Below are 25,963 nucleotides of genomic sequence, written 5' to 3' on the forward strand. Positions count from 1 at the left end.
TTAATAAAATCTATGGAGAAAGGTAAAACAGAAAGTACTGGTTCCGCGATTTAAGGTTTAGTGCAGGTGGTTTCAGTCATTACTCATATTGAAATTATCTATTCTGCCGAAACGGGGACTGAAAATAATTGGTTGTTTGAGAATACAAATTTAACCCAACATAGGAAGAAGTAAAATTAATTACTATGAATATTATTGATAAACTTACCGGCTTAGACTTTGCTGTAATCATTTTGTATGTTCTAGTATTATTGGGCATTGGTTTTTGGGCTAGTAAACGTTCAAACGACATCGGGGGCGATCTATTCTTGGGTGGGCGTCAACTAAAATGGTACAATATTGGTTTGTCTATTTGGGGGACTAATGTGGGTCCTTCTATGTTGATTGCGACTACAAGTTTGGCTTATTCTACGGGGTTGGTGGGAGGTAATTTTTCATGGTTGGCATTTCCCATTCTATTCCTTTTATCCAGAGTATTTATTCCACGTTATTTACATGCGCAGATAAATACAACCCCCGAATATTTAAGTTTTCGATTTAATGAAACTACTCGGGATATCGTCGCGGTATATAGCGTAACGTCTATCCTCATTCTTTGGTTAGGGGGAACATTATATGCAGGGGGAATTATTGTCAGCCAAATGATAGGTTGGCCCTTGTGGATATCCGTAACTGTTTTAATGGTAATAGCTATGAGTTTTACCATAACTGGAGGTCTAACGGCAGTTGTTTATACCGATACCTTTCAAATGATATTATTGATAATCAGTTCCATCGGCCTATTAGTAATGGGGATTAATGCCGTTGGTGGTATAACAGTCCTTTATGAATCCACACCTGACAATTATTGGAAACTTTTTTTGCCTTCATCCGATGAGGTATACCCATGGCATGCCCTTGTTTTAGGTTATCCTGTTATTGGAATTTGGTTTTGGTGTACCGATCAGACTATTGTGCAAAGAGCCTTAGGTGCAAAAAATGTAAGGCATGCGCAAAAGGGGGTATTGTTGACGGCCGGATTAAAAATCATGGACACTTTTATTTTTGTAGTTCCGGGAATCGTGTGCTATTTGTTATTTCCAACCTTAGAAAATCCCGATGAAGCCTTCCTTACACTTTCTATTGAAGTTTTACCAGCTGGTTTATTTGGTCTTACCATTTCGGTGATTCTTGCGGCGCTTATTAGTACAGTGGATTCTGGCTTAAATTCCTTGAGCACTGTTTTTACCTTGGACATCTATAAGAAAAGATTCAACCCCAACATTGCAAAAAATAAAGAACGAAAATTGGGGCAATGGGTTACTTTCATTGGAGGCCTATCGGCAATAATCTTGTCAATTTTCTTAGATAAAGTTGATAAAGATCTATTTGGGTTATTACAATCCATAATTGGTTATTTGGCACCACCAATGGCAGCGGTATATTTATTAGGGGCCCTATGGAAAAAGGCAACTGCTCCTGCGGCAAATTTAACACTCATTGTTGGGTTTATTCTATGTTTATTTGTTGCCGTTGCAGATTTAGGCGGATTTCCATACAAAGGCTTTTTTCCGCCCTATCTGTTAATGTCCTTTTATTTGTTTGTTCTTCTTTCTATTATGATGATAGTAGTTTCATTTATTACTTGCAGTGAAACTAAAAAAGATAAATTTTATTCTTTAAAAAGTATATACCAACAATTGCAATTATCATCCACCTATTTAGTGGCAGGTTGGATACTAATTGCCTTAATTATGTTAAGCATTTATGTGTTTTTCAATTAAACCGACAATTATGAAAAAAGTTATTCAAGTAACACTTATCTGCTGTTTACTATTTTTTTCAAACGGCTGTAAACAAGATATACCACAGTTTGACGAATATGTGTTTGCCGTTCAATTGGTGAATGATTCCCATAAAAAACGGGAATATTTGGATTATCACAAAAAGGTATGGCCTGATGTAGAAAAAGGGTTCAAAAAGGCCGGTTACCATAGTATCAAGTTATATATATATGATAATTATATAACAATGGTTGTAAAAGTGCCAAAGGGTACCGATTTAGAACAAATGGGGGCCACTAAAGAATTGAATACAGACAAAGTTAAGGACTGGAACTCACTTATGTCTTCCTATCAAAAGGGATTGCCTGGAACAACTGAAGGAACAACATGGGTTCCAATGGTTAAATTTTATGAATTCGAAAATAATAAAAGCTCAAATGACTAATAATAAACGAGTCTTTGAGCGGGTCACCTTGGGGACTGCTGGTTTAGGTGGGGCTTGGTATCCTGTTGATTTGGAGAAGTCCGTGGATACGATACACTACGCATTGGAGCAAGGGATTACAAACCTGGATATGGCACCCGCATATATGGATGCAGAATTGATTGTCGGAAAGGCACTAAGGCAATGGGAAGGCGAGGCTCCCTTTTTAAGCACCAAGGTAGGAAAGCGTAGAGGTCGGGCAGATAAACAAGGGCTGAGCGATTATAGGGTAAACAGTATAAAATCTAGTGTAGATAGAAGTTTAGAGCGGTTGGGCAGGGATAATATAGATTTACTCTTTTTGCACGAGCCCGGGGAAGTTCCAGTAAGCGCTCTTAATGGCGTTATGGACACCTTACTACTTTTTAAGGACCAAGGTTTGGTAAAAAAAATTGGCCTGGGAGGGAAACCACCATTAGTATTTGCCCCTTTTATTGAGATGGGTTACTTCGATGTGGTGATGGATTTCAACGGATATAATTTGGTAGAAAATAAAGCCTTGAAAGTTGATTTTCCATTCTATAGACGAAACAAGTTAGAGATTTATGAGGGTAGCCCTTTAATGATGGGCCTATTGGGAAGTAGATTGGATACTTATGCCGAAAAAACACCTAAGTGGTTGCCATTAAAAACTTTAGAGCGGGCTATGACGTTAAGGGCTTTGGCTTCAAAATTTAAGATGTCCTTGCCGTCAATGGCACATCGCTACCTAATGCTGGACTATAATATAGATAGGATGGTTATTGGTCCTGATAATTTAGAACAATTGAAGGCTACGTTAACTGATTTAAAAATGGGTCCATTGGATAAACAATTAACTATGGAAATAATTAAAATAATAGAAATATAAATAATGAACGATTACAACATTCTTAAAGAACGCTTCTCAATTACTGAAATTCGCTGTAAAATATTAAAACCTGAAACCTTGCCAAAACCTTTTTATGATGCCACCATGGGTCCCTTTAGCTCTTACCATACAAGTATATTGACTTTGGTTGACAACAGTGGATTTAAAAGTGAAATTGAATATCCACTATCATGTTTGGAAATATTCAAGCAGTATTTTGCCGCTGTACTATTGGAGTCTAAGGAAACTTTGTATTCTGACCTTTACAACACCTTGTTTTGGAGAATTAGGAACGAGGGTTTTAGAGGTGAGGCGGCCAGGGCCTTAGGGTACTTGGATAGGGCATTTTATGATATTGCCTCACAACGGGCCTCCATGCCATTGCATCATTATATTGGAGCAAAGAGGAATTGGGCTAAATTATATGCCTCTGGTGGAAGCACAGGCTTGTCGGATGAAGAGCTAGTGGATGAATGTTTAAGCTTTAAAGAAGCAGGGTATAGCATAATTAAAATTAAAGCTGGAGGTGATTTTGGCACGCACTTAAAAGAAGATGTTAGAAGAATTGGGAAGGTGAGAGCAGGATTAGGTGATGATATTAGATTGGCGGTAGATTTAAACCAAGCGTTAACTGTTCCGCAAACTCTGGATTTTATAAAGGAAATTGAAGACCTTGACATAGAATGGTTGGAGGAGCCCATACATTCTGCAGATATTAAGGGCATGGAAGAATTAACCTCAAAAACATCAATGTGCATTTCCTTTGGTGAATCAGAAAGGACATTTTACCCTTTTCAATTAATGGTAAATGCAGGCATAGGACATTTTCAACCCGTGGGCAATAATATGATTTCCATGATAGAATTTGATAAGGCCTGCAAATTGGCAACTAAACATAATCTAATGCTTAGTTGTGGGTCTTTTCCCAATGTAAATGCTCAATTAATTGCGGCACAAAAGGAGGATTCCATGTGCGAATATCTTATCCCCTATTTAAAGCCTATGGAAAAATATTATAAAATTCAACCGATTATTAAGGACTGTAAGGCATATTTGCCGGAATTAAATGGTATATCTACTAGGTTCGATTGGGAGAGGATCAAAACAGAAAAAATGATTCAGGATTCAGTGTGTTGGAAAAAATAAAAATGTTAATAGGTGAGCTAAAATTAAATGTTTTGGTCTTTCATGAATTAAATTATGTATTACTAAAACGCTATTAAAACGACCTAATAAATCATGAAAATGAAAATTATAAAAATTGCAGCATTTTTTCTAATCGGAGTATTCACGGCCTGTACTACCAGTAATGAAAATATATATTCTGCCGGAAATCTAACTATTGGATTTGATTCGGAGGGAAAAATTACGGATCTGAAAGATTCTAAAAATAATATCCAATATGCTTATACCAATACAGATCCCAAATCCATATTGGCCATCAGGGTCAATGGTGAATTGGAATATCCAGCATCCTTTGAAATAAAGGAAGATGAGGAAACTATTTTGTTAAGCTATCCTAAAAACGGGGTAGAAGCTACGGTCAATGTCATAAAAAAGGAACGATATCTTACTTTGGAGCTCACCTCAATAACCAAGGAGAAGGAGATTGAATTGGTTCTGTGGGGCCCTTTTGAGACCAACATTAAGGAAACTGTTGGAGAAACCGTAGGAGTGGTTCGCAACACGGATTTTGCAATTGGTATTCAAGCCCTGAACAAAAGAACACTGGGAGGTTATCCTTCCATGGAGGACGATTCAACACCCTCCTTTGATATTTTTGGAACCACAAGTTTGGTGGATATTTCAGACTCCTTGAATATTCTTTATAGGGGCCATACAGCGCTGCCAAAGGAGTACGGGAGCTCTTTACAGGCCTATACCAGAAATAGGGACAAGGAAAGGGTGATAAAGGCAATGGGGCACGATCATTACGTGGCTCCGGCATTCAAGGATGAAGGAATTGTAGGGTCCAAAATAGCCTTATTTGGTTGCGAACCTGAAGAAGTTTTGAATACTTTGGAGGTCATAGAGTTGGAAGAGGGATTACCGCATCCTACCATAGATGGGGTATGGAGCAAACGTGCCGTTTCCGCCACTTCTGCTTATTTAATTCAGGATTTTAGCACCGCTACAATTGATGATGCAATTGCATTGACCAAAAAGGCCGGCTTACAATATCTGTATCATTCGGGCCCATTCTTAAATTGGGGGCACTTCGATCTGCATGAAAAGGCATTCCCGGATAATTGGGAAAGCATGAAGGAATGTGTTGATAAGGCAAAGCAGGCGGGGATTAAATTGGGGGCCCACACTCTTTCAAATTTCATAACCAGCAATGACCCCTATGTAAGCCCTATTCCAGATGAAAGACTGGCCAAGGTAGGATCTAGCGTTCTTGTAAACAATATAGATGAACAGGAAAAAAACATTGAAATCAAGGACCCTACCTTTTTTAACCAAATGAGCAACAATAGCCTTCATGCGGTGGTAATTGGAGAAGAGATAATTAGGTACGAAAGTGTTTCGGAAACTGCTCCTTGGGTTTTATTGGATTGTCAGAGAGGAGCATTTGGCACACGGACCAGTAGTCATAAAAAAGCCGATAAAATTTCGAAATTGGCAGACCACGCCTATAAGACCTTTTTGACCAATACGGAACTGGGTATTGAAATGTCCACAAGAATTGCAGATCTCTATAATCAGACTGGTCTAAAACAAATATCCTTTGATGGTTTGGAGGGGAATTATTCCACAGGAATGGGTGCCTATGGGGAATTGTTGTTCGTTGATGCCTGGTACAATAATCTGGAGGCAGAGGTAAAGAACAATTACATAATGGATGCCAGTAGGCCGGGACATTATTTTTGGCATATGTTTACCCGTATGAATTGGGGTGAGCCTTGGTATGCCGGATTCAGGGAGAGTCAGACCTCCTATAGACTCCTGAACCAGGATTATTTTAGAAGAAATTTCATTCCGTGTATGCTCGGTTGGTTTAGTATGCGGGACAACACCAGTTTGGAGGATATAGAATGGATGCTGGCCAGAAGCGCCGCTTTTGATGCAGGCTACGCCTTGGTTACCTCTGTGGATTTGGTGGACAAGAATGGATTTGGTGATGAAATTTTGGAAAAGATCAAAGAATGGGAAAAAGCAAGGTTGGGAGGAGCCTTTTCTGTAGCACAAAAAAAGAGAATGGAAAATATTAAGGATGAATTTTCCTTGGTGAAATTGACCGAAAATAGTTGGAATTTAATTCCCTATGATGTCCAACGTTTTGAGCACGAGTTAAAAATAAGACAGCCAGGAGAGCCAGTGTGGTCGGTGTTCCAGTACAAGAATGAATTTGCTCCACAGCCTTTGCAGTTTATTTTGACCACAAAGAACAGTACCGTTTCCCAAATAACCATTGAGATCGATGATTTCAAAACAGTTGAATTGGACATATCCATTAATAAGGGGGAGAATCTTAAATACGATGGCGGCAACGAGGTAGTACTCTATGATAAATCATGGAACAGAATAAAAGGAATCCCTATGGACCCGGGAAAACTGAATGTCAGTAGCGGGGATCATAAGATAAAGGTCCACTGTACGTTTTCTGCCAAAGAGGAGGCAAGCCTGAAATTGGAAATTAAAACAGCGGGAGCACCAGAGGGAGTAGCGATTAATTGAGCAGACTTAAATGAAAAAGTAATTCATTGTAAAGGCACAAAAAAATATGAAAGGGTTGGACTACTATATTGTCCAACCCTTTTTCATTTGTCGGATGTAATATTTTAACCATATCTACCTAAGCAATTATATAAATTCCTTAAAAAACGGTCTATTTATTTCAGAAAAGTTCACGATATTGAAGCCTGCAAATAAGTATTGAGTGAAATGTTCACAATAAAATGAGTATTTATAAAAACGTATTCCACCAGAATATCATAGGGGGAGCAACTACAGTTTTGTAGATTTTTTTGAAAACCCAAACGGGATTTAGTGTTGTGGTTGTTTGTTGACAGCGCCAATTTATTTGAATATAAATACAGTAGACCATGAAAACGATGGCAAGAAAAAAAGAGCAATACCGTCCCCAATTATGGATAGGGGCTATGTAAATTTATATGAGGTACATTTGGACGCGGATATGGATTTTTTACAAGGGAAATCGGGAGGTGAGGTCCCTAGGGATTCCCATAAATACTATTGATTAATCATGGATTTTAAGGATAAAGTTGCTATTGTTACAGGAGCTGGACAGGGTATAGGCTTGGAGATTTGCAAACAATTGGTGGCCAACGGGGCCAATGTTATTTTAAACGATTTGGACGCCGCTTTAACAAAGGAAGCGGTGGCCAACTTGGATGGTAATGAAGGAAATTGTATTGGTCTTGCAGGTGATTCCAGTGATATGCAGCTAATAGATAAAATGGTAGATTCGGCAGTGACAGAATTCGGGAAACTGGATGTGGTGGTGGCAAACGCAGGCATTACCCTATTTGGGGAATTCCTTAGCTATACTCCGGAATCTTTTTTTGAGGTTATGAAAGTGAATTTGGGAGGGAGTTTTTTTCTGGCCCAGGCGGCAGCCAAATTAATGAAAAAGCAAGGCTTTGGAGGGTCAATTCTTTTTATGTCTTCGGTAACAGGGCATCAGGCACATGAAAACTTGGCGGCCTATGGTATGAGCAAGGCCGCACTGGAAATGCTGGCCAAGAATTTGGTCATAGAGCTATCTCCCTATAAAATAAACGTCAATACCGTGGCGCCCGGTGCTACCTTGACCGAAAGGACAATGAGTGATAAGGACTATTTTGGAACTTGGCAGAAGATCACTCCAATGGGTAGTCCGGCTACTGTTAATGACATAGCCCAGGCCGTGTTGTTTATGGTTTCCGATAATGCCAAGCACATTACGGGTCAGAGTTTGGTGATCGATGGAGGTTGGACCGCGGTCAGTCCGTCTCCTTACAAGAAATAGCGGTTTCCAGATGTTTAACCGATTTAAATTTAATATGACCTTAATTGGTCAAGAAATAAATGACATTTCTAATTATGAGTCCAGAAGTTGTATGTGATAAAATATGTGAATTAGGGGAGGGCCCGCTGTGGGATCCAACCAGAAAGTTAATCTGTTGGGTAGACATCCTAAAGGGTCATATCCATGAATGGTCAGTAGTATCCGAAGAACTAAATACCATTCAGGTAAGTCAAATGATCGGAGCCATGGCCATATGTAACGATGGGAACTATATTGCCGCCATGAAAAATGGTTTTGGTTTTGTGAATCGCGAAACCGGTAAAGTTGATATGATTGCCAATCCAGAGGAACATTTACCGGAAAATAGGTTTAACGATGGCAAATGTGACCCTTACGGTCGCTTTTGGGCTGGCACTATGCCCATTGCAGAAGATAAATCCTCCGGAAGCCTGTACTTTTTGGATACTTCATTAAATGTTCAAAAAAAGGAAATTAATATTGGTGTGTCCAATGGTCTGGCTTGGAGTCTGGATCATAAAACAATGTATTTTATAGATTCCCCGACCCGCCAAGTAGTGGGATATGATTACGATAAGGAAAGTGGGAAATTGGCCAATAAAAGAACAGCCATTGCGATTGCCGAGGAAGACGGCTTCCCCGATGGCATGACCATAGACCATGAGGGAATGTTATGGGTTGCACATTGGGGAGGATGGCAGGTGGCCCGTTATGACCCTGTAACAGGAAAAAAAATGTTGTCCATTAGTATGCCGGTTTCCCAGGTTACCTCCTGTTCTTTTGGGGGTGATTCCATGGAAGATTTGTACATTACTTCGGCAAGGAAGGGGCTTAGTAAGGTGGAGCTGGAAAAGCAACCCTTGGCGGGGTCTTTATTTGTGGTTAGGAATAGTGGTCACAAGGGGTTCCCTGCCCATCGGTTTATGAACCTGACTTAGGATATTGTCCTTCCAAATCTATCTACAGAAATTGCTAATAACATAAATCAACGAAACCAAATTAAATTATAATGAAGGGACTGGACGTACTGGATTGGGTTGTGATCATTGCTTATTTTGTGATACTGCTTGGTGTTGCCTGGTGGGTAATAAAACAAAAGCAGAAAAATACAGAAGACTATTTTTTGGCAGGACGGAACATTGGCTGGTTTATGGTAGGTGCCTCCATATTTGCTTCCAATATTGGATCGGAGCATGTGGTGGGATTGGCAGGCAATGGGGCCGGGGATAAAATGCCATTATTGATTTATGAGCTCCATGCCTGGATCGTTTTAATGTTGGGTTGGGTGTTTTTGCCATTTTATGCGAGAAGCGGGGTATTTACAATGCCCGAATTTTTGGAAAAGAGGTTTGACGCTCGTTCCCGTTGGGTACTTTCCATAGTGTCCTTAATTGCCTATATCCTTACAAAAGTATCCGTAACCATTTATGCTGGCGGGGTAGTGGTATCTGCCCTTTTGGGAATTCCCTTTTGGATCGGGGCTGTGGCTACGGTGGCTCTTACCGGATTGTATACGGTTTTGGGTGGAATGCGGGCGGTAGTCTATACAGAGACCATACAGGCCATTGTATTGGTACTCGGGGCAGGAATCCTTAGCTTTATGGGACTTGAAGCGGTAGGAGGCTGGGGAGAGTTAAAGGAAACCATTGGAGTGGATTATTTTAATATGTGGCGGCCCAATTCGGATCCGGATTATCCATGGCTTCCATTATTTCTTACCAGTACCATAGTTGGAATCTGGTATTGGTGCACAGACCAAGTAATTGTGCAAAGGGTGCTTACTGCCAAAAGTATTAAGGCGGGTAGAAGGGGAAGTATCTTTGGGGCACTTTTAAAGCTGATGCCCGTTTTTCTTTTCCTTATCCCAGGGGTAGTGGCCCTGGGGCTTAAAATGCAGGGGAAATTGGACTGGGACAGCCCGGATGAGGCTTTTCCGGTATTAATGAGCAACCTATTGCCTTCCGGTCTCCGAGGGTTGGTGGCGGCAGGCCTATTGGCAGCCTTGATGAGTTCACTGGCTTCCGTATTCAATTCCTGCTCCACTTTGTTTACCTTGGATATTTACAAGAAACTAAAACCGGATAAGCCGGAGGAGGAGTTGGTGAAAACCGGTAGGACGGCAACCTTTTTTGTGGTAGGTCTGGGCCTATTGTGGATACCTGTAATTACAAGGTTGTCCGATGGGTTGTACGAATACCTGCAGAATGTACAGGCCTACATTTCCCCACCGATCACCGCGGTGTTTCTTCTGGGGATTTTTTATAAGCGAATAAATGCCAATGGGGCAATTGCTACCTTGGTAGGTGGATTGATTATAGGGTTTTCCAAACTGACCTTGGAAATTATGAAATCCAGTTTTTCGGAGGGCAGTTTTCTTTTTAACCTGGCCGACATTAACTGGTTGGTATTTGCGGCTTATTTCTTTGCCCTCTGTGTGGCTATCGCGGTTATCGTGAGTATGTTTTATCCGGCCCCGTCGGCAGCACAGTTGTCCGGTCTCACTTTTGGTTCGGTAACGGATAAACAGAAGGATGAAAACAAGGCCAGCTATAATATGTGGGATATTATGGCCTCCGTACTGGTGGTGATCATAGTGGTGTACATCATGATATCTTTTAGTACGCTTGCGTTGTAAGGATTATTCGAACCCTTTTTAAGTTCGGCTCTTACCGAAGTTTTTTTCTAAAAAAATCGATGGTCCGTCCCCAGGCCAATTCGGCCGCTTCCTGGTCGTACCTTGGGGTGGTATCATTGTGGAAACCGTGATTGGCCTTAGGGTATATATAGGCCTTATATTCCTTACCATGTTTCTTTAAGGCTTCTTCATAGGCGGGCCACCCTTTATTGACCCGTGTATCCAATTCGCCAAAATGGAGCATCAAGGGGGCGTTAATTTTGTCTATGTCTTCTGTGGGTTGTCCGCCGTAAAAAGGAACGGAGGCCCCCAGATTCGGCACTTTTACAGCCATCATATTGGATATCCAGCCTCCAAAACAAAATCCGACCACCCCCACCTTCCCGGAGCACTCAGGGTGGGATGTCAAATGTTCGAAGGCGGCTATAAAATCCTCCAACATCTCATCGCGATTTCGATTGCTTTGTAGTTCACGGCCCTCATCGTCATTGCCAGGATAACCGCCCAGAGGTGTCAAGGCATCTGGGGCCAAAGAAATAAACCCTGCAAGGCCGGCTCTACGCCCAACGTCTTCGATATGTGGATTTAATCCGCGGTTTTCATGGACCACAATTATTCCTGGTAGCTTTCCCTTGGCATTGGCCGGTCTGGAAAGCAAGCCTCTTATAGTACCTCCACCCTTGGGGGAATTGTAATGGATGTGCTCCGATTTTAGTTTTGGATCATTAGGCTTTATCTGGATTTTCTTTACGTAATCAGGAGAAATAAAACTAAGCATTGAAGCTACTGTAAGCCCACCTACTGCATAGGTCGATAATTTATCCATGAACAGCCTTCTGCTCACCCTGTTGTGGGCGTAGTCATCATAAAGGTCAAAAACCTCTTGTGTAATGTCTTCTTTTTTCAATGGTTTCATGAGTGTATATTTATCGTTAAATGTGTTTTGCCTCCATAGGATACATAAGGCAAAAATGAAGCCTTATAATGCAGTACTTATTAAAAGTATGAAATTAGTTTTAACTTTTATGGGTAATTATGGGGCCTGGCTTATATTCTTGTGTCAAGAGTACAATTATTGTTGAAACAAGGGAATTATTAAATCGAAGTTGCATGTGTGGTTGTATTGTGAAATGGATTTCTGCATGTCTATTTTAACAGTGGTTCGGAAGGTAAATTCTTAAAATGATTTAAAATTAATAATGAATTTTAAGGTTGAATTTTGCTTATATTTGTTTTCCGATTTAATGGGAAATTGAACCATTAAGGCTTCCCCCCAAATGAGTTTGTTATGCATTGGCCGGTGTTCGGATTCCAACATTAGGTTTAACCATATAATAGATTTCAATTTGCTTAAACGATTGCTTTTAAAATTTGTCAAATATTACCTTCCAATACTTATATTAAGTGTTTTGGCGGTTTTTTGGCTATACAAAAAGGAGCATAAAAAGTTGATTTCCTTACAGCAAGAAGAACTCTCCGATACAAAGCAACTGATCGTTGAACTTCTAAAACCCATGATAGCCAGTCTCTATTATTGGGAGAAATATAATTTTGTTGCGAGCGATTTTGATCCAGAACAGAATGCACATTTAGAAAAGAAAATTGGTGATTTTGTCATTGGGATGGACAGTTATAATCAATTTAGACTTATTGACTTATCAGGAAAGGAGGTATATAGACTTAATAGGCAGGACGATGGCAAAATAGTAAAGAGTTTAGCGCTTCAAGATAAAGCCAATAGGGATTATTTTAAAGAGACTACAAACCTTAAAAAAAATCAAATCTATTTGTCGCCATTAAATCTAAATCGGGAAAACGGGGTATTGGAATTGCCATATAAGCCAATGATTCGAGGGGTGGCACCTATATTCGATGCTCATGGAGCCCGGTTGGGAATAGTAGTCATTAATTTTAGTGCCGAAAGGTTCTTGAACTTGTTGAAAAAGGACAATCTTTATTCCTTTTTGTTGTTAGATCGTTTTGGCAATTACCTTGTAAGTAAGGATGGCACAAATGAGTTTGCCCATTTAATTCCCAATAGCCGTAATGTTACGTTTTATGAAGAACATCCCGACATGGCCGATTCATTGCGTAGTAAAGAATCTATATCCCTATACAAAAATGGGGGTCTCTGGATAAAAACCGAATTGGATTTTAAAAATGAACTCGCCCAAACTCCTTTGTTTCAGAATAGATTAGCAGACATTAAGACCAACAATAAATGGGTGCTTATAAAACATCTGGATTCCAAGATTTTAAATGCAAGGCTGAAAAGCGAGATCATTACAATACTCCTTATCAATATGTTGGCTATAATGGTTGTTTTTTGTTTGTCATATCTTGAAGCAAAAAGTGATACTGCAAAAAAGAAGTATATGCAGGCTCTTGAAATGATTAACAAGGAACTGGAGGACAAAACTACCGAGCTGGAAAATAAAAATAATACCTTGGCGGTCATGCAGAATAAACTGGAACTGCGCAATGCCCAACTTTTGGAGTATAACAATATTGTTGCCCATAATCTAAGGGCACCTACCACAAGCGTTTCTGCTTTGGTGTCCATGTTAAATGAATCCAAGGATTATGAAGAGGCCAAGAGTTATTTTCCCAAATTGCAAAAAATAACCCATGCCATTAATACCCTAGTGGATGACCTTCTGGTCTACGTAAGGATTCTGAACGATGATGACCAGGTTGATATGGAAAATATTGACTTGGAACCGCTGATTGAGGCCACCTTGGATTTATATGTAGAAACTTTGGATAAAGAAACCATAGACGTGAAGACCGATTTTAGTGCATGGAAAGAATTGACTTTTTCAAAAATCTATTTGCAGAGTATAATGCAGAATCTAATTTCCAATGCAATAAAATATAGGGATCCCAACAATAAGTCCGTCATTTTTATCCGTACCTTATGGGAGAACCATCGGAAGGTTCTGGTAGTGGAAGACAATGGTGTAGGGGTGGATCTGGATCGTTATGGCCGTGATATTTTTAAATTATATAAAAGATTTCATCGTGGATTATCTGGAAAAGGTATGGGTCTGTTTCTGGTGAAAACACAATTGGAATCGTTGAACGCCAACATTGAAGTTACCAGTAAATTGGGTGTGGGGACCACCTTCAAAATAATATTTGACAGCTATGAATGACCTAAGTTTTTTTCTAATCGATGACGATGAGATTTTTCAGTTCATAATGAGAAATACGATTTCGGAAATAAGTCCAAATATTAAGATCCAGTTTTTTTCCGATGGCGAAAAGGGAATCGAATTCCTGAAACACAATCTAGGTACTGCAACCAATCTTCCGGATATTATCCTTTTGGATGTAAACATGCCTTTTATGGATGGATGGGAGTTTCTTAACGAATATAAGTCACTTCAAACCGAAATTAAAAAGGATATTAACATTTACCTATTAACATCTTCCAATAATCCCAATGACATAGCCATGGCAAAAGAAATTAGTACATTGTCGGGTTATTTGGTAAAGCCAATATCAAAGGAAGGAATCAAAAAACTAATTGGTCATTTTCCAACAGATGAATGGTATCATAACGACTTTTAGATGACAGCCTATTTTTAGGTTTATTTCAAGGTTAGTTTATGGTAAAGCAATAAAACAAATGCACCAAAACCGTTTTATTGCTTGTTGATCTTATTGTTCATATTTGGGACGGGGGAGCCTGCCAAAACTACCTTAGACTTACGTTTGCCATAGCCACCACTATCCCTTTTAAGGGAGTTGGTTCTTATGTTTCTCCCTCCAGGCTTTAATATTATAGAAAATTTCCTGCTTAAATAAGAACATTGTAAGCCCTATATTTGCTCAATTCCATTATCATTAATCATCTCCATTATGGTCAAATATATATTATTCATTTTTGCATTTGGCAGTTTATTGTTGGTTGTGTATAATGGTGTCCCAAACAAACAGAATTGGACCGATCGGAAAGTTGTTGCCCAAACAGGTCAAGTTTTATTAACGGACAGCTCGATAGTTTATAAAACAGATAATTTAATTGTTCAGCGCCTGTCCAATCACATTTACCAACATGTCTCATTTTTAAATACTAATGATTTTGGAAGGGTTGCCTGCAATGGAATGTTGGTTGTAAACGAAAATGAAGCCATTGTTTTTGATACCCCAACGGATGAAGAATGTTCGTTGGAGTTGGTAAACTATGTCACCGAAAAACTCAATTGTAAAATTAAAGTAGTGGTTCCAACGCATTTTCACGGAGATTGCGTAGGGGGGTTGGAAATCTTCAATAAACACGACATTCCAGTATACGCATCCAAAAAAACGATGGAATTGTTGGGGGACAGGGGCAAAGAATTCTCGAAGCCCTTAAACGGTTTTGTCGATAGCCTTACTTTAAATATTGGGAGCAAAAAAGTTTATGTGGCATATTTTGGGGAGGGACATACAAAAGATAATGTTATAGGCTATTTTCCTTGGGACAATGCCATTTTCGGCGGATGTCTTATTAAGGCAGTAGGCGCCAATAAAGGTAATTTGGAGGATGCCAATGTAAAGGCATGGTCCAATACGGTGGAAAAAATAAGTCAAAAATATCCCGACATTAAAATTGTAATTCCGGGACACGGAAATTATGGAGGAACCGAATTATTGGAATATACCATAAAACTGTTCCAATAAGTATGTTCTATTCCTCAGCTATGTATTGAGGATCATACTTTACAAAATATTTGATTCCTGATCGGCGCTTAAGGAAGTGGTTAAAAAATAAAAACCCCATAAACCATATGATTTACGGGGTTTTGTTTGTACTCGAGGTGGGAGTATCCTAAAACAGGCCTAAAGCCATATTCTAGGGCATTATCAATGATGCGATTTGGAGTGCGACCGAATGTCGCACCTTTAACATAAGTTTAATATTTGCATAATGATTTTTTGGGTGCTTTTGTTTGAATTAGGTAAACAGGTTGGGTCATTTTTGCACCAATTTTAAGGTGCGGAATCATGACTCCAAAATCCTTGTCAAAACTTAACTGGACTTGCAACAAAAAAGTGGACTATTAGATAAGAGTCATGCAGCTAATTTTTGATTATACAATTCTGATTCAATTTCCTTTATTTATTTCCTAAGTAAGAGTGTATTCTTTTACTGTTATTCTAGGTCTCAAACCATTGGAACACTGATGATGCAGTTACTACTACGTGCTCCCAACAATAACCATTTCTGCTCATACTTTGTTTTACCGATCCAATACAACTATTCAGGATCTCAGTAAAACAGGAACTCGCATACTGTGAACCTCTAGCCCGGTGGAATATAAGTTCTTTTATAAAATTGCTAGATCTAGTTGCCATATTCCATACAATGATGACTGTGTAACTGTTGCCCCAAGATCGGCCTATTGTCCAATCAAGGACCAGGTCTCGATAATTTGGAAATCCCATTACGGAATTTGCCCTCTTTGATTCCATTGCCAGATACATACTCCTTTTGGCTCTGGGTAAGGTGCCGAAACTCCTTTACCCATTTACTCCCCCGCAACGAGGGACCCTTTTTGTCATAACACAAAGAGTTTACGCCAAAGGAAAAAAGCGAAATCAAGATAAAAAAGAAGTGGTTAAAACGTGCGAAACATTGAAATATTATTAGTTAATATGGAACCTCACCCTAGTATAAAAAATATGATAATTAATTAACCATTCATTAAAAGACGAGCCATTTTATTTTTTTAGATTTGAACTGTAAAGATTAGAATAATGTGACTTATGTTATAAAAATTTTATTTTAACTAAAATATTGATATATGGCCATAATTGACGAAAATTTTTTATTTTGTAAAAAATTCTTGAACATCATTAATTCTCATGAATCTATAATTTAGGTTCTTTGTATAACTTACTGGTAGGTTATAGTGCGATTATTGTATTGAAAATTAGTTGATTATGTTTAATTTCGTTATAACTTAGATTAGAGGGTGATCAAATAACAATTTGGACTAATGTTAGATATATTTGGGAAAAACATCTTTGAAAACAAAAAAAAATTGGAAACCCTTGTTAAAAAGGAGCCCGAATTTGTTTTTGAAACCATTTTCCGTTTGTATTATGATAAATTGTTTCAAATAGCTAAGATATACCTAAACAATAAGGAAGATGCCGAGGAGATAGTCCAAAATGTATTTTTAAAACTTTGGGATAAATTAAATCTGTTGACCGGGATCAATAATATTAATAGTTATCTATTTACGCTTACCAAGAATGCATGTTTAAATTTCTTAAAGCATCGGAAAATTAGATCAAATTTCCATAACAATAAGAAGGAGGCCATTCAGATCCAATATCTTCGAAGCGAGACAGAATCACTTTTGTTGGAAAATGAACTTCAAACTAAAATTGATGAGGGCATTGAAGCACTACCTGAAAAGTGTAAATTAATTTTTATCCAAAGTAGATTTGAAGGACTAAAAAATGCCGAAATCGCAGCGATTCACGGGATTTCCAAAAAAACTGTGGATAATCAAATTTCCAAGGGAATAAAACACTTAAGACTCCACCTAAAGGAATTCACACTTCTTTTTTTATAATTTTTCATACTCTTCAGTAGGTATATTTCTTTTCTAGATTGTCTTTATTATATAGTCAATTGTATGGATAGGAATTTACTTGTAAAATATTTGGAAGGTTTAACCTCCCCAGAAGAAACTGCAAAAGTTGAGGATTGGATTTTATACTCAGTTGACAACGCACAGGTCTTCAATAGGATTAAAACCAATTTGGCCATAGGTTCGCTGGGGAAGACTCCATCGGAAATGGAAAAAGATGAGACTTTTCAAAATTTTAAGGCTGTACATCTCAAAGAAGGAAAAGCTATTTCATCTAAATGGACTCCACTTTTACGTTATGCGGCTGTAGTGGTTTTAGCACTGATGACAACTTTTTTAATTTATCATGGTCTTGGGCAAAAAGAACAATTAATTGTACCTGATAATGCCATAACCCTAAAACAGGAAGATGGATCTATTAAAGTTATAGATGAAATTGGAAATAATAATGTGCAAGATGGTACGGGGAACATTATCGCCAAGCAAATTGGGAAAAGTTTAGTGTATTCAAAAGATGCTGCCAATAGTAAGTTGGAGTATAGTACTCTTACCGTACCATATGGAAAAACGTTTGAAGTGGCCCTGTCCGATGGAACCTATGTACACCTAAATTCAGGTTCCTCACTTAGATATCCGATCCAATTTATAGAGGGGATGAAGAGACAGGTTTTTGTCCAAGGGGAAGCATTTTTTGATGTTGCCAAGGATTCCCTCCATCCTTTTCTGGTATCTGCGGCTGAGTTGAATGTGAGGGTCTTGGGCACCACATTCAATGTAAGTGCATATAAGGAAGACGAGGTAACGGAAGTAGTACTTGTTGAAGGTTCAGTTAGCCTGTTTTCGAACAGCAATGGGGATGACCCTATTAAGAACACTATGATGGAACCTGGTTATAAAGCTTCTTTTGAAAAAATACAGGAAGGGATTAAGTTAACACCTGTCACGACAGATGTCTATACTTCTTGGAGACAGGGCGAACTTGCTTTTAGGAATATGACCCTTGAAAATATCCTTAAAAAATTGGAAAGACATTACAATATTAACATAATCAATATGAATGGGTCAGTATCTAAAAAACGCTTCAATGCCAATTTTGGCAATGAGCCTATACTATCCAATGTTCTAGAAGATTTAAAACGAAATTATGGAATTGATTATAAAATTGAACGTAACATAATAACCATCTATTAACCAAAAATAACCAAAGCGCCAATGAAATAAAAAATGTCACAAACATATAAATCATGATTTTAATAGTTCTCTAATTAAGAACAAAAAAAATCGGAAAATGCGTCAACATTTCCCGATTTCAAAATCGTGATTAAACAAAGAGTTTATCACTAAAAAAACATAACAAAAGTATGAAAAAATTATATAGGCTAAAACATGGCCCTATTTTACTATTGAAATTAGACTTAAAGATGAAGCTAAGTGTTCTGTTGTTTATTGCTACGTTTTTTGCCCTCCAGGCAAATACTTCTTACGGGCAGTTGACCAAAATCACTTTGAATTTAAAAAATGTCTCGATAGAGCAATTGCTTGATGAGATTGAGAAAAATACTGAATTTAGATTTGTTTATAAGATAGAGGATATCGATTTAAATAGGATAGTATCGGTTAAAGCGAAAGAGGAAAAGATAACCAAAATACTACATGGAGTGTTTTTGCAGGACAATATTGAATTTGACATTAGAGATCGTCTTGTGTATCTGGTAGAACAAAAGTTATCTCCTATTAAATCAAAAAAAGATGTGGTCCATCTACAAAAACAATATAAGATTTCAGGTATGGTCTCCGATGAAAACGGGCTGCCATTATCTGGAGCCAGCATCTTGGAAAAAGGGACAGTAAATGGAACACAGGCCGATTTTGATGGGAATTTTTCAATAGACGTAGAGAATGAAGATGCAATACTGGTTATTTCCTACATAGGTTTTGCTACTATAGAGCTGAATACGAATGGGCAGTCCTATTTTAAAATTGCATTAAAAGAAAGTGCTTCAGGTTTGGAAGAGGTAATTGTGGTAGGCTACGGTACCCAAAGGAAATCGGATATTACGGGGGCCGTATCACAAGTTAAAGGCGCTGATTTTGTCGAAGAAAGGCCAGTTATATCTGTTGGACAGGCATTGCAAGGAGTTGTTCCAGGACTTACTGTAAGCAAATCCAATGGAATCCCTGGTGAAGGATATTCTTTTAATATTCGGGGGTACAACTCCATAAACGGTGGGTCGCCATTGGTATTGGTAGATGGTTCTGAATTGGATCCAAATCTAATACCTCCATCAGACATTGAGAGTGTTACCGTCTTAAAAGATGCTTCTTCAGCTGCGATTTACGGGGCCAGGGCTGCTTTTGGGGTTATTCTTATCACTACTAAATCCGGGAAAAAAAATACCAAGACTCAATTTACATATACCAATATTCTGTCTAGTACAAGACCAACCACTTTTCCGGATAAGGTTGACCCTGTAACACAGGTTAAGGTGGGAGGTATTCAATGGGAAAATGCAGGTAGAACCCCTGGCTGGTATTGGGGCAGAAATGTGGATACTTGGGCGGGGCTTTACGAGTCCCCGGATTATGTCCCAAATTCCATTCCTGTCATAAATGATATAGCATATCCCTTAGGAGATAATAACAATATGATCGAATATATGGTTGAACCAGGATTGACACTTAATCATAATTTATCTGTTTCCGGTGGATCAAATAATACGACTTATTTTTTAAGTGCGGGTTTAATGAATCAAAACGGCGTGCTGGTACTGGATAAGGACAGATACAATAGAAAAAACGTTATGACAAAGGTTGATTCCGAAATCAATAATTGGCTAAGTATCGGGGCTACCCTGGGTTTTACTAGAGGAATACAGAATATGCCCTATATTCCAAATAATGCCTCATATATGTATAGTGTTTCCTATTTAAGACCTACATTCTGGCTAACCGGAACAGATGAGGTATCGGGTGCTCCATGGGGCTTTTCACCTGCTATGGTAGATTTGGGTGCAAAAAACACATACGAAACGAAAAATACCAATGTTCAATTAAGGGCGTCAGTAAAACCTTTTGAAGGGATGAACATTGAAGCAAATTATACTCATAGGAGTATTAGCCAAAATGATAGTTACCATGTAAACAAATACGCAATGGCCAATCCTACGGATGGTCCAGGTATCGTTTACTATTACAGGAACGACCCAAATAGCCTTCGGAAAACGGCAGGGTTCAACAACTATGACAATCTATATTTTACTGGGGAATACCAAAAAAAAATCTTGGACCATAATTTTAAATTAATGGTAGGATATAGTCAAGAAGAAAGCAGTGAGAACTCTTTCTTTGCCCAGAGACAAGGGTTAATTTCAGATGAGGTACCGGCCTTAAGCTTAGCTATAGGAAATTCTAGCGTAGGAGATGGCACCACTGAATGGGCTACACGTTCTGGATTGTATAGGCTTAATTACGATTATAAGGGAAAGTATCTTTTGGAAACCCTTGGGCGATATGATGGTTCGTCTAGATTCGAAAGGGATAACCGATTTATTTTTTCTCCTTCGGCCTCTGTTGGTTGGGTAGTTTCTAGGGAGTCTTTTATGGAAAGTACCAACACTTGGCTGAATTTCTTAAAGATAAGGGCCTCATATGGTACCCAGGGTAATCAACAAGTTGGTGCCTATTCCTACATCCCATCCATGAATACAGGTACGGCCAACTGGATTTTGAATGGCGAAAGACCCCTCTATACTGGACCGGGCGGGCTTGTAAGTGATTACTATACTTGGGAAAAAGTGAACTCCATCAATTTTGGTATGGACCTAGCTTTCTTTAAGAATAAACTACAAACAACTCTTGAGGTCTATGAAAGGGAAACCATTGGAATGTTGACAGCAGGGCAAGTACTGCCCGATCTCTTGGGAACGTCAGTGCCCAATGAGAATTCGGCAGATCTAAAAGTGAAAGGCTGGGAACTTAGTTTGAATTGGGCGGATAGGGTCTCCGATAAGTTTTCATATTCTACCAATGTAATACTCTACGACGACAAGGCCACCATTACCAGCTATGAAAATCCAACAGGATTTTTGGGAAGCCTTTATGAAGGCAAGGAAGTTGGAGAGATTTGGGGATATGAAACCGATAGATTGTTCCAGGAGACAGATTTTGAGAGCGTGGATTCGGAACGCCAATATGTTCCAGGGATACCTACACAGAATTTTATCTTTGGGAATAGGATACCCTATCCCGGAGATGTCAAATATAAAGATCTTAACAATGACGGGGTAGTAGATAGAGGTGAATACACTTTGGAAGATCACGGAGACCTTACCATTATTGGAAATTCACGTTCAAGATACCAATATGGTATTAAACTTGGTGCGGCCTATAACAATATAGACTTTTCCATATTCCTGCAAGGTGTAGCTAAAAAGGATTATTGGACCGGGGGTGCCTTTGGGTTTACCGCAGGTTCCCAATATGAATCTATCCTTTCACATACCCTGGATTATTGGACGCCCGAAAATACGGATGCTTTTTATCCAAGGCCTGACGATCGTAGTTATAATAAGCAGACCCAGACCAGGTATTTATTGAATGCAGCCTATATGCGGCTTAAGAATATTAGAATTGGTTATTCCTTGCCCAAGGATGTGTTGAGTAAGATAGGGATAGAATCAATAAAAATATATTTTAGCGGCGAAAACCTAATGTTGTTTTCAAAATTGCCACAAGGTATGGACCCGGAATTGGGCGCATCACATACCTTTCCACTGGCAAAAGACTTGTCTTTTGGAACAACCATTTCTTTTTAGTAAAGATTATAAAATTATAAGAACCATGAAGAATCTATATAAAATAGTACTAATAGGATTCATACTATGTATGGTATCCTGCAACGACGATTTCTTGGAAAAAATCCCACAGGATCAGATAACCAATGAGAATTACTGGCAAACAGATAGTGATTTTCAAACCTATTCACTGGGACTTTACAACTTTTACGGCTATGGAGTGGGAAATTCTTATGGTATTGCCGTTAATTCGGATGAAGTAGTTCAGGCAAATCAAGTCCAAAGTAGCCGAATTTTTGACCGAATTACCATACCGAACTCGGGAGGTGGATGGTCATGGAGTACTTTGCGGGCCATAAATATAATGATCCGGGAAGCTCAAAATTCTGATTTGGAAACAGAGGTTAAGAATCACTGGGAAGGTGTTGGAAGGTTACTTCGAGCCCGTGAATATTTCTCCAAGGTTAAAAATTTTGGCGATGTCCCTTGGATAGATCATGAATTGGGTACTGCGAGTCCTGAACTGTATGAAACCCAAGATTCCAGAACCATGGTTATGGGACATGTTTTGGAAGATTTGAATTTTGCAGTACAGAACATTAGATCTGAAGCTGGGGACAACCTGATAAATCGCGATGTTGCACTTGCCATTAAATCCGAGATATGTCTCTTCGAGGGAACCTTTAGAAAATACCATGATGAGTTAGGCTTAACTGATGCTCCTTTATGGTTTGCACAAAGCGTTTCGGCATCTGAAACCCTAATGGAAGAGGGAAACTATTCCCTGTCTCCTGATTTTAGGGATATATACTCGTCCATAAACTTGGGAGATAATCCCGAAGTCATACTATATAAACATTATGAGCCAGGAGTAATCGTGAACATTCAGGCGAGGATGATGGGTCTTAGGGATTATTTTGGGGCCACAAAGGATGCTGTGGAAAGTTTTCTATGTTCAGACGGCTTACCCTTCGGTGTAAGTGATTTACATGCGAAAGCCAAGGCAGGTCTTCCAGAATTCGTAATGGAAGAATTTGAGAATAGGGATCCGCGTATGGGCAAGACCTTAGTCATACCATACGATGAGAATATGGTTCCCCAAAATGAACCGGCCATATTCAATAGCAGTACAGGAACAACACCTTCATATTCCCCTGCATTTATAGGAGAGTCAGGGATATCAAATCCAACTGGGTATCCCTTGTACAAGTGGTGGTCTACCGACACACCTGTAGACGATGTCAATGGATTTTTGGACGCCCCTCTTTATAGCTTCAATAAAATTTTATTGAACTATGCCGAAGCAAAGGCAGAGTTGGGGGAAGTGGATGATGCTGTACTGGATAAAAGTATAAATCTGTTAAGGTCTAGGGTGGGGATGCCCAGATTAACGTTAGCTTTCGTCGATAGTTTTGACGACCCAAAAAAGGCTGTTGATGCTCCAGAAATATCCAACCTCCTGTGGGAAATAAGACGGGAACGGCAAGTTGAATTAATGTTAGAAGGATCTAGGTTCGATGATATCCTAAGATGGAAAAAGGCCAGTTATTTTGGAAAACCATTTGTTGGAGCATTTGTAGATCTCAACGACCGGCCGGCTTTCGAATACAATACAGACGGTTCCAATAAGGCAACGATTGTTTTGGGTGATAGGAATGGAAATCCCTTGCCTGCTGACGCAAAGGAGGGATATATACTGCCTTATTTGGAAAGACAACCAAATTGGACGGATGATGATATAAAACTGTATTACTCACCCATAAATTCGGAGGCACTTACCATTAATCCCAATTTAAAGCAATCCCCTGGTTGGTAACATGGGATCTTATTAAAATTTTACATTAAGTATTATTAGTTAGTTAATGTGAGTTAGTTGTTTAGTACGGATAGGGCATAGAAATATGCTCTATCTTTTAATAATAAAAACGATTACTAAAATGAAACATATATTTAAATTACTGTTGTTTATTATTTTTACCTTAAATGTAAAAGCGCAAAATACAATTAAAGTAATTACATATAATGTACTTGAAGGGCTTGGCAATGAAAAAGATTATGGAAAAGATAGACATAAGCATGGTGTAAAATGGATCACGGAACAAAATGCAGATATAATCGCATTGCAAGAATTATATAGTAGTGAGGAGAAACTCTCAAACGATGCCAAAAAATGGGGACATAAGTATTATGCCAAGTCTGGTCCTATTGGATTAACATCCAGAGCTCCAATAAAAGTCAAAAAAATATATTCCAATAAAAATCTAAGAAATTCTGTTTTGCAATGTGAAACTTACGGTATTAATTTTTTTGTTATTCATCTAAGTCCTGCCGATTGGAAATATCGTTTACAGGAAACCAAAATTATTAAGGGAATTATAGATTCTGTGAAGCAAACAACAGATAAATATGTATTATTGGGGGATTTTAATGCGCATTCTCCTTTTGATGCAGAGCTTTATAATCAGAATCCTGAGTTAATCAAGAAGTATCAAAAAGGCGATAAAAATAATAAATTAAAAGGTTATCCCGATCGGAACCTACTCGGTGACTACCTTGACTACAGTGTAATGTCTTCATTTTATGCCTTCCCTTTAGTAGATGTTACAGAACGTCTTGTGCCATGGTATCAACGTTTTACATTTCCAACTCCAATTTTAATAGATGTGTGGCGTACTGCCGGTAATATAGGACGTACTCCAGAGCGAATCGATTATATTTTAACAAGTTTGCCTATGAGTTTATTGTGCAAAAGTGTGAAGATACATAATGGGGAGGAAAACGATTATATTTCTGATCATTATCCATTAGAAGCGATTTTTGAATTGGATGTTTCGAAAGGATTATGATATACCTATTTTTTTTAAAGAAGGGAAATGAAATTACTGCTGATTATAGTCTGTGTCGGCTTGCTGTCGACAACATTATTGGCCTGCCGTTCAATAATAGTGCCTCCAGGGAAGACACAAAATAAATTCTCCTTTGGAATAATTGCGGATTGCCAATATCATAATGAAGAAGGTTCTGGTGTGCGCAAATACGCTAAATCAAAAGAGAAATTGGAGTCGTGCGTAACACATTTTAATTCCCTGGATTTGACCTATATTATACATTTAGGTGATTTTATAGACCGTGATTATGAAAGTTTTGATGTGGTAGTCCCTATTTATAATAAATTAAAAATGCCAAAATACCATGTTTTGGGAAATCATGATTTTTCAGTATCCGATGATATGAATGAAAAGGTACCTAGAAAAATGGGTATGTCCTCGTCCTATTACGATTTTGAAGTGAAAGGTTGGCGATTTATCGTGCTTAACGGAAATGATATAAGTTTCCATGCCTATCCCAAATATTCGAAAGAATATAATTTTGCTTCAACTTACTACATACAAAATAAAGTTAGTTCTCCAAAGTGGAATGGAGCCATTGGAGAAGAACAGATGGTCTGGTTAAAGAAAAAATTAGAAAAAGCAACCAAGAAAAACGAGAAAGTCATTGTCTATTGTCATTTTCCAGTATATCCAGAAAATATTCACAATCTGTGGAATGCTCACGAAGTTATTGCTTTACTTGAAAACTATCCTGTTGTCAAAGGGTATGTTAATGGTCATAATCATAAAGGAAATTACGGCTTTAAGAATGGTATACACTACTTGACTTTCAAAGGTATGGTGGATACTAAGGAAACAGCATATGGTATTGTAATGATCTTTACTGATTACATAGAGGTATTGGGATATGGTAGAGAAGTAAATAGAATACTTAAAATATCTGATTAAATAATTAAATTAAGTTGCATTAGACTTTTTGCCAACATGTTTTAGGGAAGGCTACAATTGTTTGAATAGATAATTATGA

19 protein-coding genes are annotated in these 25,963 nt (G+C 38.4%); 18 read left to right on the forward strand and 1 reads right to left on the reverse strand.

Annotated features, from left to right (window positions below):
• Nucleotides 1-185: 185 nt before the first annotated feature.
• From C7972_RS04330 to C7972_RS04365, 9 genes are all read left to right on the forward strand, one after another.
• Nucleotides 186-1,763, forward strand: a complete 1,578-nt coding sequence (locus C7972_RS04330) for a sodium/solute symporter (RefSeq protein WP_110355003.1) — start codon at nt 186-188, stop codon at nt 1,761-1,763.
• Nucleotides 1,764-1,773: 10 nt separating this feature from the next.
• Nucleotides 1,774-2,208, forward strand: a complete 435-nt coding sequence (locus C7972_RS04335; RefSeq protein WP_181422818.1) for an L-rhamnose mutarotase — start codon at nt 1,774-1,776, stop codon at nt 2,206-2,208.
• Nucleotides 2,201-3,097 carry an aldo/keto reductase gene (locus C7972_RS04340; RefSeq protein WP_181422819.1) on the forward strand — a complete coding sequence of 299 codons (897 nt, stop codon included), beginning with the start codon at nt 2,201-2,203 and terminating at the stop codon, nt 3,095-3,097. The genes C7972_RS04335 and C7972_RS04340 overlap by 8 nt, the downstream gene beginning before the upstream one ends.
• A gap of 3 nt (nt 3,098-3,100) precedes the next feature.
• A complete protein-coding gene (locus C7972_RS04345) occupies nt 3,101-4,243 on the forward strand; it encodes an enolase C-terminal domain-like protein (protein WP_110355006.1) in 1,143 nt (380 codons plus the stop codon).
• Between the two features lie 99 nt (nt 4,244-4,342).
• Complete coding sequence (locus C7972_RS04350; RefSeq protein ID WP_146216263.1) at nt 4,343-6,775, forward strand: hypothetical protein; 2,433 nt, start codon at nt 4,343-4,345, stop codon at nt 6,773-6,775.
• 346 nt (nt 6,776-7,121) lie between these two features.
• Entirely contained in the window at nt 7,122-7,298 is a 177-nt protein-coding gene (locus C7972_RS23740; RefSeq protein WP_181422820.1) for a hypothetical protein, read from the forward strand.
• A gap of 6 nt (nt 7,299-7,304) precedes the next feature.
• Nucleotides 7,305-8,069, forward strand: a complete 765-nt coding sequence (locus C7972_RS04355; protein ID WP_110355008.1) for an SDR family NAD(P)-dependent oxidoreductase — start codon at nt 7,305-7,307, stop codon at nt 8,067-8,069.
• A gap of 59 nt (nt 8,070-8,128) precedes the next feature.
• Nucleotides 8,129-9,025 carry an SMP-30/gluconolactonase/LRE family protein gene (locus C7972_RS04360; protein ID WP_220020870.1) on the forward strand — a complete coding sequence of 299 codons (897 nt, stop codon included), beginning with the start codon at nt 8,129-8,131 and terminating at the stop codon, nt 9,023-9,025.
• A 71-nt stretch (nt 9,026-9,096) separates the two neighbouring features.
• Entirely contained in the window at nt 9,097-10,722 is a 1,626-nt protein-coding gene (locus C7972_RS04365) for a sodium:solute symporter (RefSeq protein ID WP_110355010.1), read from the forward strand.
• A gap of 31 nt (nt 10,723-10,753) precedes the next feature.
• On the opposite strand, the gene C7972_RS04370 is transcribed toward C7972_RS04365, so the two are convergent.
• The gene (locus tag C7972_RS04370; RefSeq protein WP_110355011.1) at nt 10,754-11,638 is read right to left on the reverse strand and encodes a dienelactone hydrolase family protein; all 885 of its coding nucleotides are present in this window, start codon (nt 11,636-11,638) and stop codon (nt 10,754-10,756) included.
• Nucleotides 11,639-12,131: 493 nt separating this feature from the next.
• On the opposite strand from C7972_RS04370, the gene C7972_RS04375 reads away from it, so the two are divergent.
• From C7972_RS04375 to C7972_RS04415, 9 genes are all read left to right on the forward strand, one after another.
• Nucleotides 12,132-13,877 carry a sensor histidine kinase gene (locus C7972_RS04375; protein ID WP_181422821.1) on the forward strand — a complete coding sequence of 582 codons (1,746 nt, stop codon included), beginning with the start codon at nt 12,132-12,134 and terminating at the stop codon, nt 13,875-13,877.
• Nucleotides 13,870-14,295, forward strand: a complete 426-nt coding sequence (locus C7972_RS04380; protein WP_110355013.1) for a response regulator — start codon at nt 13,870-13,872, stop codon at nt 14,293-14,295. The genes C7972_RS04375 and C7972_RS04380 overlap by 8 nt, the downstream gene beginning before the upstream one ends.
• Before the next feature lie 291 nt (nt 14,296-14,586).
• Nucleotides 14,587-15,390: a subclass B1 metallo-beta-lactamase gene (gene bla / locus C7972_RS04385; RefSeq protein WP_110355014.1), complete on the forward strand. Its 804-nt coding sequence runs from the start codon at nt 14,587-14,589 to the stop codon at nt 15,388-15,390.
• A 1,319-nt stretch (nt 15,391-16,709) separates the two neighbouring features.
• Nucleotides 16,710-17,294: an RNA polymerase sigma-70 factor gene (locus tag C7972_RS04390; RefSeq protein ID WP_110355015.1), complete on the forward strand. Its 585-nt coding sequence runs from the start codon at nt 16,710-16,712 to the stop codon at nt 17,292-17,294.
• A gap of 63 nt (nt 17,295-17,357) precedes the next feature.
• A complete protein-coding gene (locus C7972_RS04395; protein WP_110355016.1) occupies nt 17,358-18,503 on the forward strand; it encodes a FecR family protein in 1,146 nt (381 codons plus the stop codon).
• Nucleotides 18,504-18,673: 170 nt separating this feature from the next.
• A complete protein-coding gene (locus C7972_RS04400; RefSeq protein WP_110355017.1) occupies nt 18,674-22,126 on the forward strand; it encodes a TonB-dependent receptor in 3,453 nt (1,150 codons plus the stop codon).
• A gap of 25 nt (nt 22,127-22,151) precedes the next feature.
• Entirely contained in the window at nt 22,152-23,921 is a 1,770-nt protein-coding gene (locus tag C7972_RS04405) for a RagB/SusD family nutrient uptake outer membrane protein (RefSeq protein WP_110355018.1), read from the forward strand.
• Nucleotides 23,922-24,042: 121 nt separating this feature from the next.
• Nucleotides 24,043-24,951, forward strand: a complete 909-nt coding sequence (locus tag C7972_RS04410) for an endonuclease/exonuclease/phosphatase family protein (RefSeq protein ID WP_181422822.1) — start codon at nt 24,043-24,045, stop codon at nt 24,949-24,951.
• A 27-nt stretch (nt 24,952-24,978) separates the two neighbouring features.
• A complete protein-coding gene (locus C7972_RS04415) occupies nt 24,979-25,884 on the forward strand; it encodes a metallophosphoesterase (protein WP_110355020.1) in 906 nt (301 codons plus the stop codon).
• Nucleotides 25,885-25,963 lie beyond the last annotated feature (79 nt).

The organism is Arenibacter sp. ARW7G5Y1, assembly GCF_003201775.1.
Classification (GTDB): domain Bacteria; phylum Bacteroidota; class Bacteroidia; order Flavobacteriales; family Flavobacteriaceae; genus Arenibacter.

Coding starts and splice junctions, on each gene's coding strand:
- C7972_RS04330 (WP_110355003.1), top strand. CDS start 186: ATGAATATTATTGATAAACTTACCGGCTTAGACTTTGCTGTAATCATT.
- C7972_RS04335 (WP_181422818.1), top strand. CDS start 1,774: ATGAAAAAAGTTATTCAAGTAACACTTATCTGCTGTTTACTATTTTTT.
- C7972_RS04340 (WP_181422819.1), top strand. CDS start 2,201: ATGACTAATAATAAACGAGTCTTTGAGCGGGTCACCTTGGGGACTGCT.
- C7972_RS04345 (WP_110355006.1), top strand. CDS start 3,101: ATGAACGATTACAACATTCTTAAAGAACGCTTCTCAATTACTGAAATT.
- C7972_RS04350 (WP_146216263.1), top strand. CDS start 4,343: ATGAAAATTATAAAAATTGCAGCATTTTTTCTAATCGGAGTATTCACG.
- C7972_RS04355 (WP_110355008.1), top strand. CDS start 7,305: ATGGATTTTAAGGATAAAGTTGCTATTGTTACAGGAGCTGGACAGGGT.
- C7972_RS04360 (WP_220020870.1), top strand. CDS start 8,129: ATGACATTTCTAATTATGAGTCCAGAAGTTGTATGTGATAAAATATGT.
- C7972_RS04365 (WP_110355010.1), top strand. CDS start 9,097: ATGAAGGGACTGGACGTACTGGATTGGGTTGTGATCATTGCTTATTTT.
- C7972_RS04370 (WP_110355011.1), bottom strand. CDS start 11,638: ATGAAACCATTGAAAAAAGAAGACATTACACAAGAGGTTTTTGACCTT.
- C7972_RS04380 (WP_110355013.1), top strand. CDS start 13,870: ATGAATGACCTAAGTTTTTTTCTAATCGATGACGATGAGATTTTTCAG.
- bla (WP_110355014.1), top strand. CDS start 14,587: ATGGTCAAATATATATTATTCATTTTTGCATTTGGCAGTTTATTGTTG.
- C7972_RS04390 (WP_110355015.1), top strand. CDS start 16,710: ATGTTAGATATATTTGGGAAAAACATCTTTGAAAACAAAAAAAAATTG.
- C7972_RS04395 (WP_110355016.1), top strand. CDS start 17,358: ATGGATAGGAATTTACTTGTAAAATATTTGGAAGGTTTAACCTCCCCA.
- C7972_RS04400 (WP_110355017.1), top strand. CDS start 18,674: ATGAAAAAATTATATAGGCTAAAACATGGCCCTATTTTACTATTGAAA.
- C7972_RS04405 (WP_110355018.1), top strand. CDS start 22,152: ATGAAGAATCTATATAAAATAGTACTAATAGGATTCATACTATGTATG.
- C7972_RS04410 (WP_181422822.1), top strand. CDS start 24,043: ATGAAACATATATTTAAATTACTGTTGTTTATTATTTTTACCTTAAAT.
- C7972_RS04415 (WP_110355020.1), top strand. CDS start 24,979: ATGAAATTACTGCTGATTATAGTCTGTGTCGGCTTGCTGTCGACAACA.